This window comes from Ruegeria sp. CDSA079 (genome assembly GCF_059612245.1).
The window spans coordinates 1-15492 of sequence record NZ_JBXWQF010000014.1; the positions used below are offsets into that span (position 1 = coordinate 1).

The 15492-nt window shown below is 51.3% G+C and carries 11 protein-coding genes; 5 read left to right on the forward strand and 6 right to left on the reverse strand.

Features of this window, described 5'->3' with window-relative positions; translation table 11 throughout:
* Positions 1 to 1347: right-handed parallel beta-helix repeat-containing protein (locus tag AC2FJZ_RS14860; protein WP_496778527.1), on the reverse strand; the 1347-nt coding region annotated here is incomplete at its 3' end.
* A 431-nt stretch (positions 1348 to 1778) separates the two neighbouring features.
* Between AC2FJZ_RS14860 and AC2FJZ_RS14865 the strand changes: the two genes are divergently transcribed.
* On the forward strand, positions 1779 to 3080 hold the full coding sequence (locus AC2FJZ_RS14865) for a right-handed parallel beta-helix repeat-containing protein (protein WP_496778528.1): 1302 nt from the start codon (positions 1779 to 1781) through the stop codon (positions 3078 to 3080).
* 263 nt (positions 3081 to 3343) lie between these two features.
* Positions 3344 to 5116 (forward strand): glycosyltransferase family 39 protein, encoded by a 1773-nt coding sequence (locus AC2FJZ_RS14870; RefSeq protein WP_496778529.1) that lies wholly within the window; start codon positions 3344 to 3346, stop codon positions 5114 to 5116.
* Positions 5117 to 5242: 126 nt separating this feature from the next.
* Here AC2FJZ_RS14870 and AC2FJZ_RS14875 read toward each other — a convergent pair whose 3' ends face one another.
* Positions 5243 to 5626, reverse strand: a complete 384-nt coding sequence (locus AC2FJZ_RS14875; protein ID WP_496778530.1) for a GtrA family protein — start codon at positions 5624 to 5626, stop codon at positions 5243 to 5245.
* A gap of 426 nt (positions 5627 to 6052) precedes the next feature.
* Here AC2FJZ_RS14875 and AC2FJZ_RS14880 point away from each other — a divergent pair, with 426 nt between their 5' ends.
* Both AC2FJZ_RS14880 and AC2FJZ_RS14885 read left to right on the forward strand, forming a co-directional pair.
* On the forward strand, positions 6053 to 7060 hold the full coding sequence (locus tag AC2FJZ_RS14880) for a glycosyltransferase family 2 protein (RefSeq protein ID WP_496778532.1): 1008 nt from the start codon (positions 6053 to 6055) through the stop codon (positions 7058 to 7060).
* 433 nt (positions 7061 to 7493) lie between these two features.
* Positions 7494 to 8558, forward strand: coding sequence for an arylsulfotransferase family protein (locus AC2FJZ_RS14885; protein ID WP_496778534.1), 1065 nt, complete (start codon positions 7494 to 7496; stop codon positions 8556 to 8558).
* Positions 8559 to 8663: 105 nt separating this feature from the next.
* Here the strand turns inward: AC2FJZ_RS14885 and AC2FJZ_RS14890 are convergent, their stop codons facing one another.
* The 4 genes from AC2FJZ_RS14890 to AC2FJZ_RS14905 all read right to left on the reverse strand — a co-directional run bounded on the left by AC2FJZ_RS14890 (position 8664) and on the right by AC2FJZ_RS14905 (position 13442).
* On the reverse strand, positions 8664 to 10016 hold the full coding sequence (locus tag AC2FJZ_RS14890) for a sulfotransferase (RefSeq protein ID WP_496778536.1): 1353 nt from the start codon (positions 10014 to 10016) through the stop codon (positions 8664 to 8666).
* 122 nt (positions 10017 to 10138) lie between these two features.
* The gene (locus tag AC2FJZ_RS14895; protein WP_496778538.1) at positions 10139 to 10402 is read right to left on the reverse strand and encodes a hypothetical protein; all 264 of its coding nucleotides are present in this window, start codon (positions 10400 to 10402) and stop codon (positions 10139 to 10141) included.
* Complete coding sequence (locus AC2FJZ_RS14900; protein WP_496778540.1) at positions 10399 to 11763, reverse strand: arylsulfotransferase family protein; 1365 nt, start codon at positions 11761 to 11763, stop codon at positions 10399 to 10401. The genes AC2FJZ_RS14895 and AC2FJZ_RS14900 overlap by 4 nt, the downstream gene beginning before the upstream one ends.
* 215 nt (positions 11764 to 11978) lie before the next feature.
* A complete protein-coding gene (locus tag AC2FJZ_RS14905; RefSeq protein WP_496778542.1) occupies positions 11979 to 13442 on the reverse strand; it encodes a glycosyltransferase family 39 protein in 1464 nt (487 codons plus the stop codon).
* A 593-nt stretch (positions 13443 to 14035) separates the two neighbouring features.
* Here AC2FJZ_RS14905 and AC2FJZ_RS14910 point away from each other — a divergent pair.
* Complete coding sequence (locus tag AC2FJZ_RS14910; RefSeq protein ID WP_496778544.1) at positions 14036 to 15355, forward strand: arylsulfotransferase family protein; 1320 nt, start codon at positions 14036 to 14038, stop codon at positions 15353 to 15355.
* Positions 15356 to 15492 lie beyond the last annotated feature (137 nt).

The window sequence follows — 15492 nt, forward strand, 5'->3', positions numbered from 1 at the left end:
ACTGTCAGGCGCTGTCGGGGCCGACGTACCACTGTCAGGCGCTGTCGGGGCCGACGTACCACTGTCAGGCGCTGTCGGGGTCGATGAACCACTGTCAGGTGAGGTCGTGCCCGTGTTGTTTGTTCCCGAACCACCGGGGTTAACCACTGTGGTGCTGGAACTTCCAACCCAGCTGTCGTAGTCAAGTGGAAACAGATCAACCAAGCTCGACCCTGCAAGCATGTTATCCAGCGTACTGCCAGGAGCGACGCCATATTGGTTATATCCATCCGCCGCAGCGGTTGCGTGATAGACGAACTGCGTGTCGTAATAGCCGGGAGCATTTGGATCCGTATTCTGGATATAGACGTTGTTCTGAACGTTCCAGTCCGGCTGTCCATTATCTCCTATGATAGCGGATGCCGCATTGTATTCGATCGTCACATTCTTGGAACCCGACGCGAGGATCTTTGGAATGGCAACGCCACCGGTCTGAGACGAAGGCACCGCAACCAGCGTGTTGTTGTTGATTGTCAAACCATCGGTCATGTACATGCCGACACCGTTAGCCTGGGCATTGTAGATAACATTGTCTTCGATGACGATATTATAGTGCCAGCCCGCCGGATCAGAGTAACTGGCCTTGTCACTACCTGCCCAGATACTCTGGGTCAGGTCGCCGGCCCCCATGTCAAGAATGTTGTTGCGAATGGTGATATCACTGCTACCAGTTCCGCTGGAGCGCTGGATCTGGATCATGTCGCGGTGGTCACCGGACCCCGCGGCACCGCCGAAATCGTGAATATAATTATTCTCGATCAGAACATTCTGAACTTCTCCGAGCGAAATACCGTCAGAGCGGATCGTATGGATGTTGTTTCCAACAAAGTTGATATCGCTCGACTTGGATGCCCCCAACGCCTTCCACCAGGAATGAAATTCGGTGTTGGTCACGTCGACACCGGTTGATCCCCGGATTACAAGACCTTTTCCGAAACCTGTGCCATCGGCGCTTGTGCCGGTGCCACTGGCGAAATCGCCGTCAAAGACCGAATTGTCAATGCTGATGTTGCTGCTGTTCTCAATCAGGAACTTGTTCGTGGAATTCGAATTTCCTGAACTGTAGGTGTAATCGAACTTGATTTCGTCAAACGAAATGTTCGAAACATTTTGAAGCTTCACTTCGGAAAAACTCGCCATCACATTCGGATCAGCAGACTTGATTTTCACGTTTGAAGCAAATTGCGTGTTACTGAGTCTGAGCGATCCGTAATCGCCTGATGCAAGGAGAATGGTTTCCCCACCTGTCGCCTGTGACAAAGCTTGGTTCAGCTCTGCCGCAGAGGTCACCGTGATAGTCGTCGACATATCTCACCTTCTGTTTCATAGGCGCTGTGAGTGACAGCGCACAATTTCCCGCTCATCCAGGAAGGATGGAACAGCCGCACGAAGGCGACAGATTGGCCGGAATATGGCTATGTTTGGAAATTGTTGCCTGCTTTAGGACAATACTGCCCTATTTGCCTTCATTTCCGAGTGAACTCGATACTCGATACCGGGAATTGTTCCACTTCCCTTAGCGGTGCGTACTGATTTGCCAAATTGATTCCCAAGTCGCAACAATGGACACAGAAATGCCGCTATTCCGGCGTGTCCTCGCGTATCTCTGCTGGGAATAGGCAACGAATTGCCCGATGCCGCTGCGTAAACTCGCGCAATTACCCCGCCGATGCCTTCAGCAACCCGCGCAACACGGCTCTGTGGACTCGACTCATCCATACCCGTAGCCTTTCGTTGCGATGGGTGTAACTAGTGGTAGGCTTCTTATGAGGAACGGATACAGCTCTATCAGGATACTGGCATGTGGCTGTATATTTCTATTGGCCCTTTCAACGCTGTCATTTGCCGCACCAGCCTGCACCGGCGGGAAGATCACAACAAATGCCTCCGGTACGGAAAGCGGACAGACCATTCGCAATGCCTCTGAACTTTCCAAAGCGATCAAAAATGCTAAGGGCGGTGAAACGCTCATTCTAGAAGGCGGAAACTACGGCGCTCTGAAAATCAAAAAGGCTTTCAAGAACCCTGTCACAATCAGCTCAGCGAACTCTATATCACCAGCCTGCTTTACCGACTTGCGCCTGAACAAATCCGGGAATCTCACATTAGACGGGTTGTATTTCGACTATGCTTATTCAAAAGGCGATAAGGACACGACCAATCGCTTCAGTATTCTGAATAGCCGGGGCATAACCATTTCCAATTCGGTGTTCGATGGCGGTGATCGATCAGGAGTTGGGCATGGGCGCGGGCTGCGTATCCGGGACAGCGCCAAAATCACCATCCAAAGCTCGGTATTCCGCTCCTGGTGGAAAGGTTTGACCGGGGACAGTGTTGTCGACCTCAAAATTCGCGGCAACAATTTCTATAATATCCGCTCGGACGGCATTGGCCTCGGCACGATTGACGGGCTGTTGATCGAAGCCAATCACATGCACAATTTCCGTAGGCCGAAGGGTAACAAAGATCATGCTGACATGATACAAATCATGCGCAGCTCTAACCGGCGTAGCACAGAGATAACCATCCGGAACAATATCCTTGATATGGGCGCAGGGGATTATACGCAGACGATCTGGATGGGCGGTGACAAGAAGGACCTGAGCAATCCGATGTTACGCCACCAGAACGTACTGATCGAAAACAACGTCATCTACAATGCTCAGACACACGGGATTTCCGTTCATGGAATAGACAATCTCTCGATCCGCAAAAATTCGGTCATCCGGGTTCGCCGAGCCAAAACGGGAAATGTCACAGTTCCCCGTATCAATGTCTCAGGGTCCACATATGTGGTGATCGAACAAAACGCCGTCGGGGGCATCATCGGATATAAAAACCAAAAGGATTGGGTGGTGCTCAACAACGTCATCATTCAGGACCAGTCTCCTTCGGCTCCGGGGTATTACGACCGTGAATTTATCTACTACGCAACCGGACAGGCGAACGGTTTTCATGAATATGGCGTGCGCCCCGGTAGTGAAATTGACCGTCTCAATGCCGGTTCGTCATTGGTAAATAAATATCCAACCCGCAAATAAGTTGTAGTTTTGAACAGTGTACCGTCTATGTCGATTTGAAGAGTGGATAACCAGATGCCAGATTATTCAAGTCAATCTCCGGCAAAGCCAAAATGATATCCCTGCCTATGTGCAGTTCGGACAGGACAGCTCATGAATGCAGTCGAATGTCTTCAAATGTGCCCTTGCTAAAAATATCTTTAAATACGCAATACTTATCATAAAATTGTTCAAACATCTTCGATCTTGTGACCAACTATCCCACATTTTTCCAGACGGGCATCATGAGTACAGTCGAAAAAAATAGTGTTTTCCCAATTAGACGTGAGCATCGAAACTTGATCGTCTTCATTGCGCTGGCGTTCATAATTATACTGACGATTATTTTACGGTTATGGGGAATTGAATCCCGCAGTCTTTCTCATCCGGAAATCTACGTTCCCGGTATCCCTCTTGTTCCCGGCATCTCTGAACCACCCCCACGGCTTGGGCTTACGGAAACGATCTGGTGGCACTTTCATGACGAGCCGCACCCCATGGGGTGGTATGTGGCCATGTTGGGATGGACCAAAACGTTCGGAACCTCTCATCTCGCGCTACGGTTTCCGGGTGTCCTGTTTGCCCTGGGCTCTATCCCGCTGGTTTTCCTGATCGCGCGAAGTGTATTCGGATCAACCGTGGCATGTCTGGCCGCGTTATTGCTGGCACTCCATGGCTTCCATATCTACTGGAGCCAGCTGGCTCGCATGTATGCCGCAGGCGCCTTCCTGTCGCTCTTGGCAACCTGGCTTTTGATATCCCTTGTAAGGACACGCAAACCAAGACCCAAAATCGAGATAGCTTATCTCGCTTCGATCCTGGCCGGAATTCTGACAGTCGAGTTCTTCTGGCCGTTAATCTTGATTCACCTGTTCTGGACAATACTTATTTTGCCCCGACCCGAGAAGGAAGCGGGGCAACTTTCACATTGGATTAATCTAAGACGGGGGCCTCGACTGTTTCAGATTCAGGCTCTCGCCTTCATACTGACCGCTCCAGCGCTGACCCATGTGGCCTACCGCGCGCGCAAAGCCGCAACCCGCGATCCGGAACCTGATTTTCTGATTGAGTATTTCTCCTTCGGGTTCCTTTTTGCAAAAGATCACCGCGCCATTCCGATGCTGCAGGTTGAGCCGGTCTGGATCTGGCTTCTTTTCGCCTTTTCTCTGCTGCTGCTGGCAGCCAGTCTGAAAGCACCAAAGCGCGAAGCGCCGATCGTAAGCGTAGAGCGAAACGTCCCTTTTTGGGTTTTGGGTTTTACTGCCGCCTGTTCAGCCTGTTTCATGCTTTGGCTTGCCTCAATCGCACACCGCCGGACCGAAGTGCTGATGGCAATATCCGTTTTTCCCTTTTTGGCTCTCCTTATTCCTTTGATAGGCACGACTTGGCGCGCGCTGATCCCCAGATTGCCATCGAAGACCCTGCACTACCCACAAGAAAGAACCTTGCTTTTGTGGCTTCTTGCAGTAGTTTCGCCGCTGATCCTTTTTGTGACATCCTACGAGATATATGTTCTGGCCAACCGGGCCTTTTTACTCTTCATACCCTACTATCTAATCCTCTGTGCAGCGGGTGCCGTCTACATATTCCGACGCCCGCCCCTCAAGCTGGTGTCAATAGGGACATGCGTCACCGTGTTTGCGCTCAGTGTACCTTATGCCGCCCAAAAACCCGGCGCTCCGAACGATTACCAGGGAATTGCGCAGGCGATGCTGCCTGAAATGCGCCCTGATGACCTTGTGTTTATGCGTCAGACACGCGACTGGGTTGATACACCACTGTTCTATTACATCAACGACACTAATTTTGTGGTATCAGAACATGAGGCGGCCTTGCGAGCCCACCCCAATGCCCGCGTCTGGCTGGTCACATGGCCTTTTGAAGGAAAACCCAAAATATTCGACGTTCGACGTGAACTGCTTAGTGACTATAAGCCGACACTAAAAATCGAAAAATTACGGGCCAGCGCGGAACTCTTTGAGCCCAGGACACAACCATTATCGCTGATACCTAACTAGACATAAAACGCCCTGGACATGCCGCAGCAGAACATGAATACCCCCACATCTCTGTCTCAGGTGTTTCCCGAAATGCGTCACGCAGTATGATCAGTCAGATGAATGCAGACTCCACACTTTTGAGCGCTATGTAGCAAAAGCCCACCGACGGGATGCTAGGTAGGTGATCGCCGGAACTGTCGCTATGATCACCGCGAGGGCCAGAAAATAGCTGAGTCCGGCCAAATTGACAAAGGCGTAGACAATCGCCTGATTGAAAAACAGACCAAACCCCGCAATCGTCAGAAACCGTGGCATGGCCTGCCGGTGATCCGCCCCGGACTGAAAGCTGAAACGGTGGTGCCCGAAATAGGACACAAGAAATCCAGCCCCGAAACCAAATGCATTGGCCGAAAACGGATGCAGAAACCCTATTTCTATCAGTGCAATTGCAACCGTGGCGTGGGTGATCGTGGCAAGAACGCCAACAATTCCAAAGGCCACAATGCTTCTTAAATCAATGGATCTCACAATAATCCTTCTGGACCTGAAATGACGCACTCCACGACAAAGCGGGGCGGCGTTTGCTCTGTAAATACAGCCTGTCAATGTATTCGCCAAGGATTTCGATCGTCATAAGCTGAACTTAACTCATCAGAAAAACGACGACCATAACCGAAGAGCAGACCAAAACTACATCGCCGGTAGACCACTGAAACAGAACCCAGACAATGAGCAGCGCCCCCAGAAAGGTTGTAAAAAGTGCCTGCCGTGCCACGTCACCAGCTACAGTGGATTGATAGAGAAGACAGTAATGGAATCGACGGCCAATTGCTGCAAACTTGTGATTGTAAGCAGACACTGACAATTGAAAATTCGCGGTCCGACACAGAACTCTTTGAGCCTGTTATAAAACCATGATCACGTAAGCCAGACCCAACAGAAAAGACACTCGCCATGGAGCTGCCGAATAAGAACACCCCCACATCTTCGCCTCAGGCAAACGTTACGGATCAGGACGTTCCAACACTCAGCCTCGTCGTACCGGTGTTCAATGAAGAAGACGTCCTGCCGGTCTTGTTTGATCGTTTGCGTCGTATCCTCGAACATTTGGAGGAAAGCTATGAAATCATCTGTGTGAATGACGGTAGCACGGATGGAACAGCGGGGCTTTTGACGGAAGCACACGCGCGTGATGATCGCATCAAGGTTCTGAATTTCTCGCGTAACTTCGGTAAAGAAATTGCAATGACAGCTGGACTCGATGTCGCCTCCGGAAAGGCTGTTGTCCCTATAGACGCGGATTTACAGGACCCGCCCGAGCTGATTGAGGCGTTCCTCAAGAAATGGCGTGAAGGGTTTGATGTTGTTTACGCTGTCCGCCGCCGCCGCGACACCGACACCGCGATGAAGCGTTGGTCGGCGACCAAGTTCTATCAAGTGATTAACCGACTTTCAGGTGTACCTATCCCGGCCAATACTGGTGATTTTCGTCTTATGGATCAGCGCGTGGTGCGCGCTATCGTTCAGTTACGCGAACAGAACCGCTTTATGAAAGGTCTTTTTGCTTGGGTCGGGTTTCGACATACCGAAATCACTTACGACCGGCCAGAGCGCGCAGCCGGGCAGACCAAGTTCAATTATTGGCGCCTTTGGAACTTCGCATTGGACGGCATCACCGGATTTAGCACGGCTCCTTTACGAGTAGCAGGCTATGTCGGGATGCTGACGGCATTGGGGGCGATCGTTTATGGCCTCTTTCTGATCATGCGCACCCTGGCCCATGGAGTGGATGTGCCCGGCTATGCCTCATTGATGGTTGCTGTTCTGCTCATTGGTGGCCTCCAACTGGTCGTACTTGGCGTAATCGGAGAATATTTGGGACGCCTTTATGAAGAAGCCCGAAAGCGACCACTGTACGTCGTTGAAAGCAGCCTTGGTCTGAGATTCGATGAAAACAAGTAAGCACATGGATGCTTCCTATGGTTCGATACCGCCCCAAATTCTTCACAGGGCATGTAACGCGCACACGGTTGATAACGCCGGTTTCCGCACCACTAAAAAGAGCTTCATATTGCGAACAATTTGATATACTCGACCCAAAGAGTGCGGCTCTTCGAAACAATTTCATCACGCCGGGACTCCCGCGTTGACTTGGCCCAAACAGCAGAGGACAAGTACAGAGGCTATTTAAAGTCAGGTTTTGCGAATGCGTATTGTTTCATACATCTCAGCGATCTTACTCATTGCCATCTTTTCATTCGCTGTGGGCATGTGGACGACCCACAAGGAGTGGGTACCCTGGAAAATCCTCAATCAATCCCGGGAAGCCTTCAAATCATGGAGGTCCACCGGATATGTCGTCCCTGACGGAACTTATCTCCACCGCCCGGATCGAATGCCATCGGATGCATACGTCGCCCACCGGCCCGACAAAATCGCACCCGGATTTGTGTTGATCAATAGGATCGCAAATCCCGACCTAGGCTATATTACTGACCTCATTGATACCAAAGGCAACGTGCTGCACACGTGGAAGATCGATCATTCCAAGGTTCTCGATGGTGGAAACGAAGGCGAGTTCGTTCATGCCATTCGCCCTCTTCCTGATGGTTCGATCCTTGCCAATTTCGATGACAACATGGGCATGGCAAGGTTTGACGCCTGCGGAGGCATCGTCTGGCGGCGCACAGATATGGTGTTTCACCATTCACTGACTGAAGATCCTGACCTTGGCGGGTTCTGGACCTGGACATCCAAATTCTGGGATGGTGGCCACGACCAACAGATGACCCGGATCGATGAGGAAACCGGTGAAACACTTGAGAGCATCGACTTGGCAAAAGACGTCATTCTGTCTGACCCCGACGCACAACTGGCCTTTCGCATTCCGCACGGTTTCAAATGGCGTTGGGACGCTGGTGTAGATGAAGTCCCCGACATCATTCACCCCAATGATGTGGAAGTTCTACCTGCAGCATGGGCCGACGCCTTCCCTAAGTTCTCTGCAGGCGATCTTATAATGTCACATAGGTCTATCGACCTTGTCGGGGTTGTTGATCGCGAGACAAAACGTCTTAAGTGGTTTCAGGCTGGTCCATGGGAGCATCAGCATGATGCGGATTTCCATCCCGACGGCACGATTACGGTATACTCGAACAACACCGAACGCCGTCGGTCTTCTATTATTGAAATGGACATGACCACCGGCAAAGTACGAGACAAGTTTGGTGGGACTGAACTGGTTTTCGACAGTCATATCATGGGACAGCAGGAACGGTTGCCGAATGGAAACTGGCTGATTGCGTCGCCGATGGAGGGCAGGGTCATTGAGGTGACGGTAGATGGCGAACTGGTTCGCGAAATATCTAATATCCTGACCGACAAACATAATTCTATCATCACGACGGCCGTTCACATTCCGCCTGATTACTTTGACACCATACCCTCCTGTGAACAATAAAACCGTAAAAGGGCCGTCACCGGTCAGCTATCGCGTCAGGGTTTCAGAGGTGGTTTCTCAGGCAGCCAAAATCCAGCGACGTCGGGTTCGCCCAGCAGACCACAATCAAGAATAGCTGAGAGCGCATTTCTCCAGCTCGTCATACACGTCCAGCGCATCGCTAAACTTGCTTTGGGCGAATACTTTCGTCTCAGCCAAATCCTGTTTTGAGTGGAAATAGCGCCCGAAATCTTGCTCGCCCGGTTCAAGGTCAAGAGCATGATATAGCGCTGTCATCGTCCTACCCGGAGACGACCGCAGATTGTCTTGAAGAAGAATGGTGCACTTATCCCTATGCCTGAGTACATGTCGAAACGCATGAGTCCAGTAATCAAGCCAGTAATCGATCGTATCCGGGCTGTACCGTTCAGGCTCAAATCCCGAAAACAGAAAGGGTTTGTGAATCTTGCCAAACTCATAATGGCCGATATCCGCCATATAACGTGCGATGAAGGTATCTTCTGATTGTTGTGTGCAGAAATTCCTGTGCTGCCGCAGAAGAGAATGAGCATGGCTTTCCGGGCGCCGGACCGGCACAACGATCCTGCAATCCGGAAAGGCATTCAACAGATAGGGAATCCGGGCGATATTGGCGTTGTTCTTCGAGCAATAGCGAGTTTTGCGCGGCACCCCCGGACCGGCCTGAACAGACCGCGCGCGGACGATTTTGGACATGTGTCGACGGAGGAACTGGTCCGCTTCGAGGTTAATGTTTTCTGCCGTCCAGAGTGGGATTGAAGAAGCTTGATAGTGTTGCGGCCAGAATATTTTCCAGATGACTTCTTCAAAAGCCTCCGGGCTGTCCAAATCAATCTCAAGACCATCCCCATGCGCGCGCTGGCGACGACGCACCCCTCTTCGCTGTCCACCGGCCAGCCGGTTCCAAAGAAGGGGGGCCGTCAGAAAAGGCATGTCCCGGTATATATGTGTTGCGATTTCAGGCGCATCATGCAGCGCATTCAGAACCGCTGTGGTACCACCGCGGGCCAGCGACGTTACAAAAACAGGCCGCGTGACTTCTTCGGCATGAGATTGGGAGGGCATTTTTTCTTCGGCCCACGCAGCTGCTTTCAGAACTGCAGGGCCAGAAAACGCCATACTATGAACGAATTGCTCAACAGGGGAATACAGCGTGTTATCGGGCTCATGCGCTGCCGCGACGGGGCGAAGCCACTGAGTGGTCTTCACCGCCGCAATGGCAACAATCGAAACAATAACAATGTAATCAAGCCGCAGCATGACATCAAAAACTGCACTGCTGGTCGTCACCCCAAAGTACTCAGCCAAAAAAATAGGCAAGCCCGCAGCTGCCAACGCTAAGACGACACGCCAGGCAATGTTGAAACCTCCAACAATCAACTTTAGTCCGGCGCGCCGTACCGCCTGTTCTTTAGCGTGATCAGAAAGTTGGCTGTCCATCAAAGACGTCACACCTGTCATGCTGGTGATTACAACATCGTTTGCAGTCTCAAAAATATTCGTGCGCCAAAGAACAAACGCGAACCCGCCTACGGCAAGCAATGAAACAGCAAGAATTATTATCATTGCGACGGATCTAGTTCGTTATCCTGTTCGGCGCTCTCTTTCCGTTTTTTGATCAGCCGTTTGAGCGGAAACCACACAAGCCCGACAATAAGAAAGAGAACGCCCAAGAGAACGGCAATCGTAACGGCAATCGCTCCCAAGCCCGCTCCAGGACCTATATAAGCAAAAGCCGGACTCGGCAGAGTAAGAAACAGCATCCCGAGATATCGAAATAGCATGGTCGTACGGCACCCAGCGTGATGTTTTAAAAACCAATTCATGACTCACACTCTCCCCATTTCGTTTGGAAAAATTCAACTGAGTATAATTTTGAGTTGGTTATTTCCCCAACAAAATCGTCGTCGAAACGATTGACATATTCCCACACGATATCGCCTTCCGCAGTCACCTCCAACACCCGTCCAGCGTCAAATTCTGTGATCAGCATACCACCGTCACTCAAAATTTCATGCTGGCCGCGAACAATCGACAGCATCTCTTGGCCGGGTCTGCTGCCATACGCAATTTCCGTTTCGCGGCTGACAGGGTCAATCAGCATGATGTTGGTGTCGCGAGGAGCACTCAGCCGCGTCTTTTCTAGTTCATCATAAGACGTCAGATAGGCGTTATTATTGAAGACGGATATCTTACCATCCGGGCGAAACTCCGGATCGTGCTGGCGTATCCAAGGGCCTGTCTGATGCCATTTCACAGATTTCGTTTTGGAATCCACCACTACGATCAGGTTCAGACCGCGCATCGAAATCGCCCAATCCCCACGAGTGAACAGGGGAAATTTTCCGGCCAGTGCGGTCGGTAGCTCGGCGATCTTGTTCGCATGAACAAGCTCTCCCCGTGCAACTTTAGACGATTTGAACGTCTGCCCAGAAGCCGTCAGCAAGGCGGATAAGCCGCTATCGAAAATGATTTCTGGGATCGAGAGCCGCTCTAGGATTTTTCCATGTTCGTCGACCCTCAGGATAAGGTCCTCGGAAATAAGCTGATTGGTAGCTGGGGTAGAAAAGGGCGGGAAGCGTTCCGGTTCGTCCGCTGCCTCCCATTCATCGCGGCTAAGAAGCAGATATCCCCCACCTTCCGCTTCGATCAGCGAATGATGCGTTTTCTCTTTGATCGTCCAGATTATGTTGCTGCACTGATCCAGCTTGACCGTCCCGCAATACTCATAATTGAAGATTAAATCTCCTTGCGGGGTCAGCATGGCGCCATGCACATCCGTCAATAACGGTGTCAACGTTTTGCATGGCCGTGTCTCGGCATCCGGAAAATGTTCGTGGTAATTCAGCGACCATTTCCGGATGATATCACCGTTGCGATCAACCAGCCGCGCCTGATTCTCGCTGTCAAAAAAACCAAGCATAAGTATCGTGTCAGAACTCTCGGTCTTTTTGTTGACTGTAACGCCTTCGCCTTGTCCCCGGGACGGTTGAAGGTGCTTCTGCTCAGCCGCACTGGTTAGTGTTTTCTCGATGAATAGAATATTATACGCAGTTTGCAGTTGCGGGACAGGCGGCCAGTGTTTTCTCTGCGCGAAGATGCCGTACAACACGGCACCGAACAAAACGGTGAAAATCAGGCAAGACCAAAACAGGCGCCCGGGTAACTCTTCAAAAAAACGCTTCATACTATGCGACACCCCTATCTCACTTAGCCAGAAACCACCCAAATTTTAGTTCAGCAAGAGCGACTCTTGGAGAATCTCATAGACATTTACGCTAAAAATACACATTCAAGAAATTGTTCCTCTAATCCCACTTTAAAGCAACATGTTCATATCTTAATAGCAACGAAGAAGCAGGATGCCATGACAGGGGGGCAGTCTGAATCCCCAGGTACCACTTACTTGCGCCGATAGACCAACACGTCGCCATCCCCGAGTGTTCCGGCAAAACCGTGTACGAAATCCAGCCTCCCTTCGGCATCGCGGGCCAGCTCCGGGATGGTGCGAAACATCCGATTGGGGAACAGAACGACCAGCGCTACAGGTCCGGGCTGAGACATCGCCTTTCTGTAATGTGTGGAGTCGCCGATAGTCGTCCAGTCTGCGTTAAAATGGTTTTCAAAGATCGGACCCCCTGGATTGATGGCATAGACCCGCTCGGACGGGCCTCGTGTGTTCTCAACCAGCGCAAACGCCCCGGCCAGATCCTGCTTGGGGGCCACGTAGTTTCGCTGTACCAGCACCACGGACAGAGCAGTTATCGCCAGCACACCAATGGCAAACAATGGTTGCTCGAAACCGGGACGCCTGAGCGTCCCGGCCACGACACGCGCGCCAACCCCACAACCAACCACAACAAGAAGGATGACAGGCGCAATATCAACGAAGAAAAACCGCGGCCAGATTCGCATCTCAAGCGACAAAAGGATGATCAGCGTTACCACGACATGCGCCACGATGGACGGGAAAAATAGCGGTTGTGTCGCATGTGCGCCTACCGCGCCAAACGCAATAGCCACCAGCCCACCAATAGCAACGATCAGAGTCAGCGGCACTGTATTTCCAACGGCCGTCCGCAAGCCCTCGATAATAGTCCAGAGCGGGTTTTGATATTCCTGCATAGGATCAACAGCAGAAGTCACCGAAACCTCGCTCATGGTGTCCACGAGGCTGGGCAGAACTGGCAGATACGCCAACAGGATAAGAACCACCGCGATGGTCACACCAATTAGCGGCTGCACCACCCATGCCCGGGTCAGAGTACCCCGACCGAACCCGGTCGCGAGAGACAGCAGCCAAACAAACCCCAAAGCGACAAAGAAAAACGCACCGGTCAGATGGGTAAAGACCGCCGCCGCCGCCGTCAGTCCGAAAGTGACCCACGTGACAATAACCGGGCGCTGCACACCCCGTAAAAAGAGGATGAGGCCCAGCATACTCCAAAACGCCAGTTCAGTGTATCCGCGAGCATTCTGTGAAAACCAGACCTGATGGTAAGAAAGCGCTACTAGTAAGGCCGATATATGAGCAACCCGAGCTCCAGCTAAACCTTTGGCCAGCCACCAGGTCGTCCCAACGGTGCCGACGCCAAACAGCACTGCTGGAAAGCGATAGGCCCAGGCTTCCTCTCCAAAAATCTGGGAAAACAGCTTGGCTTTCATGCTGAAAAAATAATGATGGTTCATTGAATATTCGCCCATCATCTCGCCCCAGGGCAGACTCACATGTGTATCGACAGTCCAGATTTCGTCATACCATAACGGAGCGTTTAACCCGGCAGTTCTGAGCACTGCGGCAAAGAGCAAGATGAGCAGAAGCACGGCCAAATCATGACGGCCAATCGCTGAGGAAGGTTGGGTCATAGTGGCGTCTCCGGTCACATTTGCCTCGATACAAGGTACCAATCAAAACCAAATATATAAGGGTTCGCCGCGACTGTCCGTCGACCGTCGTGCAGAAACGCTTCGAACCCAGGCCGTACAATGAAACAAAATGCCAGTGCAGGCGCACTTTATATGGGTAACGCCTTCCGATCCCTGACCTTGCGGCCACTTCTTTAGGATTGTTAAAAAACCAGCGTTGCCGACCCTTACTCGCACCGATGAGAAACCTAACTGGGCTGCCAACCGGATGGCTCCATTCAAACTTGGCTCCCCAAAGCATATCGGGCTGTAAATCTCTTTAACTTCAGGGATATCAGCCTTCATCAATGCGCCACTCGAGCTAAAGCTATTAAGGAACGAGCCGATCGTTTGATTGGCGGGTGTTAAAGTCAATGCCATTCCGCTTTTGGACGGGGTGATTTTGTGGTAGAAAGGCACCAATTCCACATAAAAACACTCTTTGTATCCGCAAGCCAAACAGCCCGAGGATGAAACCTGTGATAGAGCGGTTGTTTTTTAAAGAGGTCGAAATCTGGTTTCTGGGGCTGGTTCTGGTCGCGGGCTTTCTTTGCATGCTTGTGTTTGGCGCTATCGTTCTCGATGAAGAGCGGAGCAGAAAAGAACTCGGCAGTGCTCATTTCGGAGCGATAGGAGAGACAGCGCTGACGCTTGCCGAAATACCCGAAAACACGCGCCAAGCCATCAAGAAATTCGGGCAGCCGGACACCAAAATGATGCCCTTTCTTCGCCTTTCGGCTGATGCCGATTTGCCCGATGGGTGGTCTTGGAAACAGCCTCCCGGTTCTGGTGGACTAACCGGGTATTTGCTGCTGAGCCGGTATGACGGTGATCAAACACAGCACGTAATCGAATTAATGTCCCTTGAAACCGGAGAAGTTCACCGAACCTGGTCGCCGGAACCTGAAACACTTTTGGCTACGGTTGATCGGCTTCCGGAATTTGATGGGGTTGCACGCTACGAAAACTGGAACAATGCCTATTTTCGCTATATTCACCCCTACTTGACCGAAGACGGTCATCTTCTGGTCAAAAACCATAATGCGCCGTTATTTATGTTGTCACCTTGCGGCAACATCCAGTGGTCGCTGAGTGAATATCTGTTTCATCATTCGACAAGTTCGGACGGTGAAGGCGGTTTCTGGATTCCAAGCTATAAACTAGACGAATGGCCCGAAAATCTGTCACCAAATTTTGCCCGCGACACTTTGGTGCGGGTGAACTCCGAAGGCGACGTGGTTTTTGAAGAGGTGTTGGATGAGATTTTGGTCCAGAATGGTTTGCGCCATCTGCTGTTTTCTGCCGCTCATTTCTACAACGACCCAATGCACTTGAACGACATTGAGCCCGTACTAACCAGCGGGCCACACTGGCAAAAGGGCGACCTGTTTTTGAGTCTTCGAACTCCGTCACTTGTCGTACTTTATCGCCCATCAACCCGAGAAATCTTATGGTCAAAGGCGGGGCCGTGGTTGTCACAGCACGATGTTGACATCCTCGACGATCACCGGATCGCTGTATTCAACAACAACGCCTACGATCGTGGGCTTGGTGCACGTGTGGAAGGTGCCAGTGAAACCTTGATCTACGATTTCAAGACGGACTCAGTGGAAAGCCCGTTTCGAGAAGCGCTGGAAAGCGTGGGAGCCGCAACCGTTTCCGAAGGTTTGCAGGATTTCACACCGTCCGGGCACTTGATTTTCGAAGAAGCAAACCGTGGCCGCATTTTTGTGCTCGATGGCGCCGGTGAAATGGTGGCGACATTTGTCAACAGAGCAGAGAACGGAGAAGCTTACCACTTGGGATGGTCACGCTATGTATCACGATCTCTTGGAGAAAAAGCCCTAGAAGCCATCGCTAAAAGCGGATGCTAAACTGCATGGGGTTCTGAAGGTAAAGGCGCGCCCTCGGGCACAATCAGACGATGTGAATTTCTTGTGTCGCTACGAACGTGAACGTGGTATGACAACTTCCGACAGGTCACGTTCATCTACTCTTTATATATATTCTT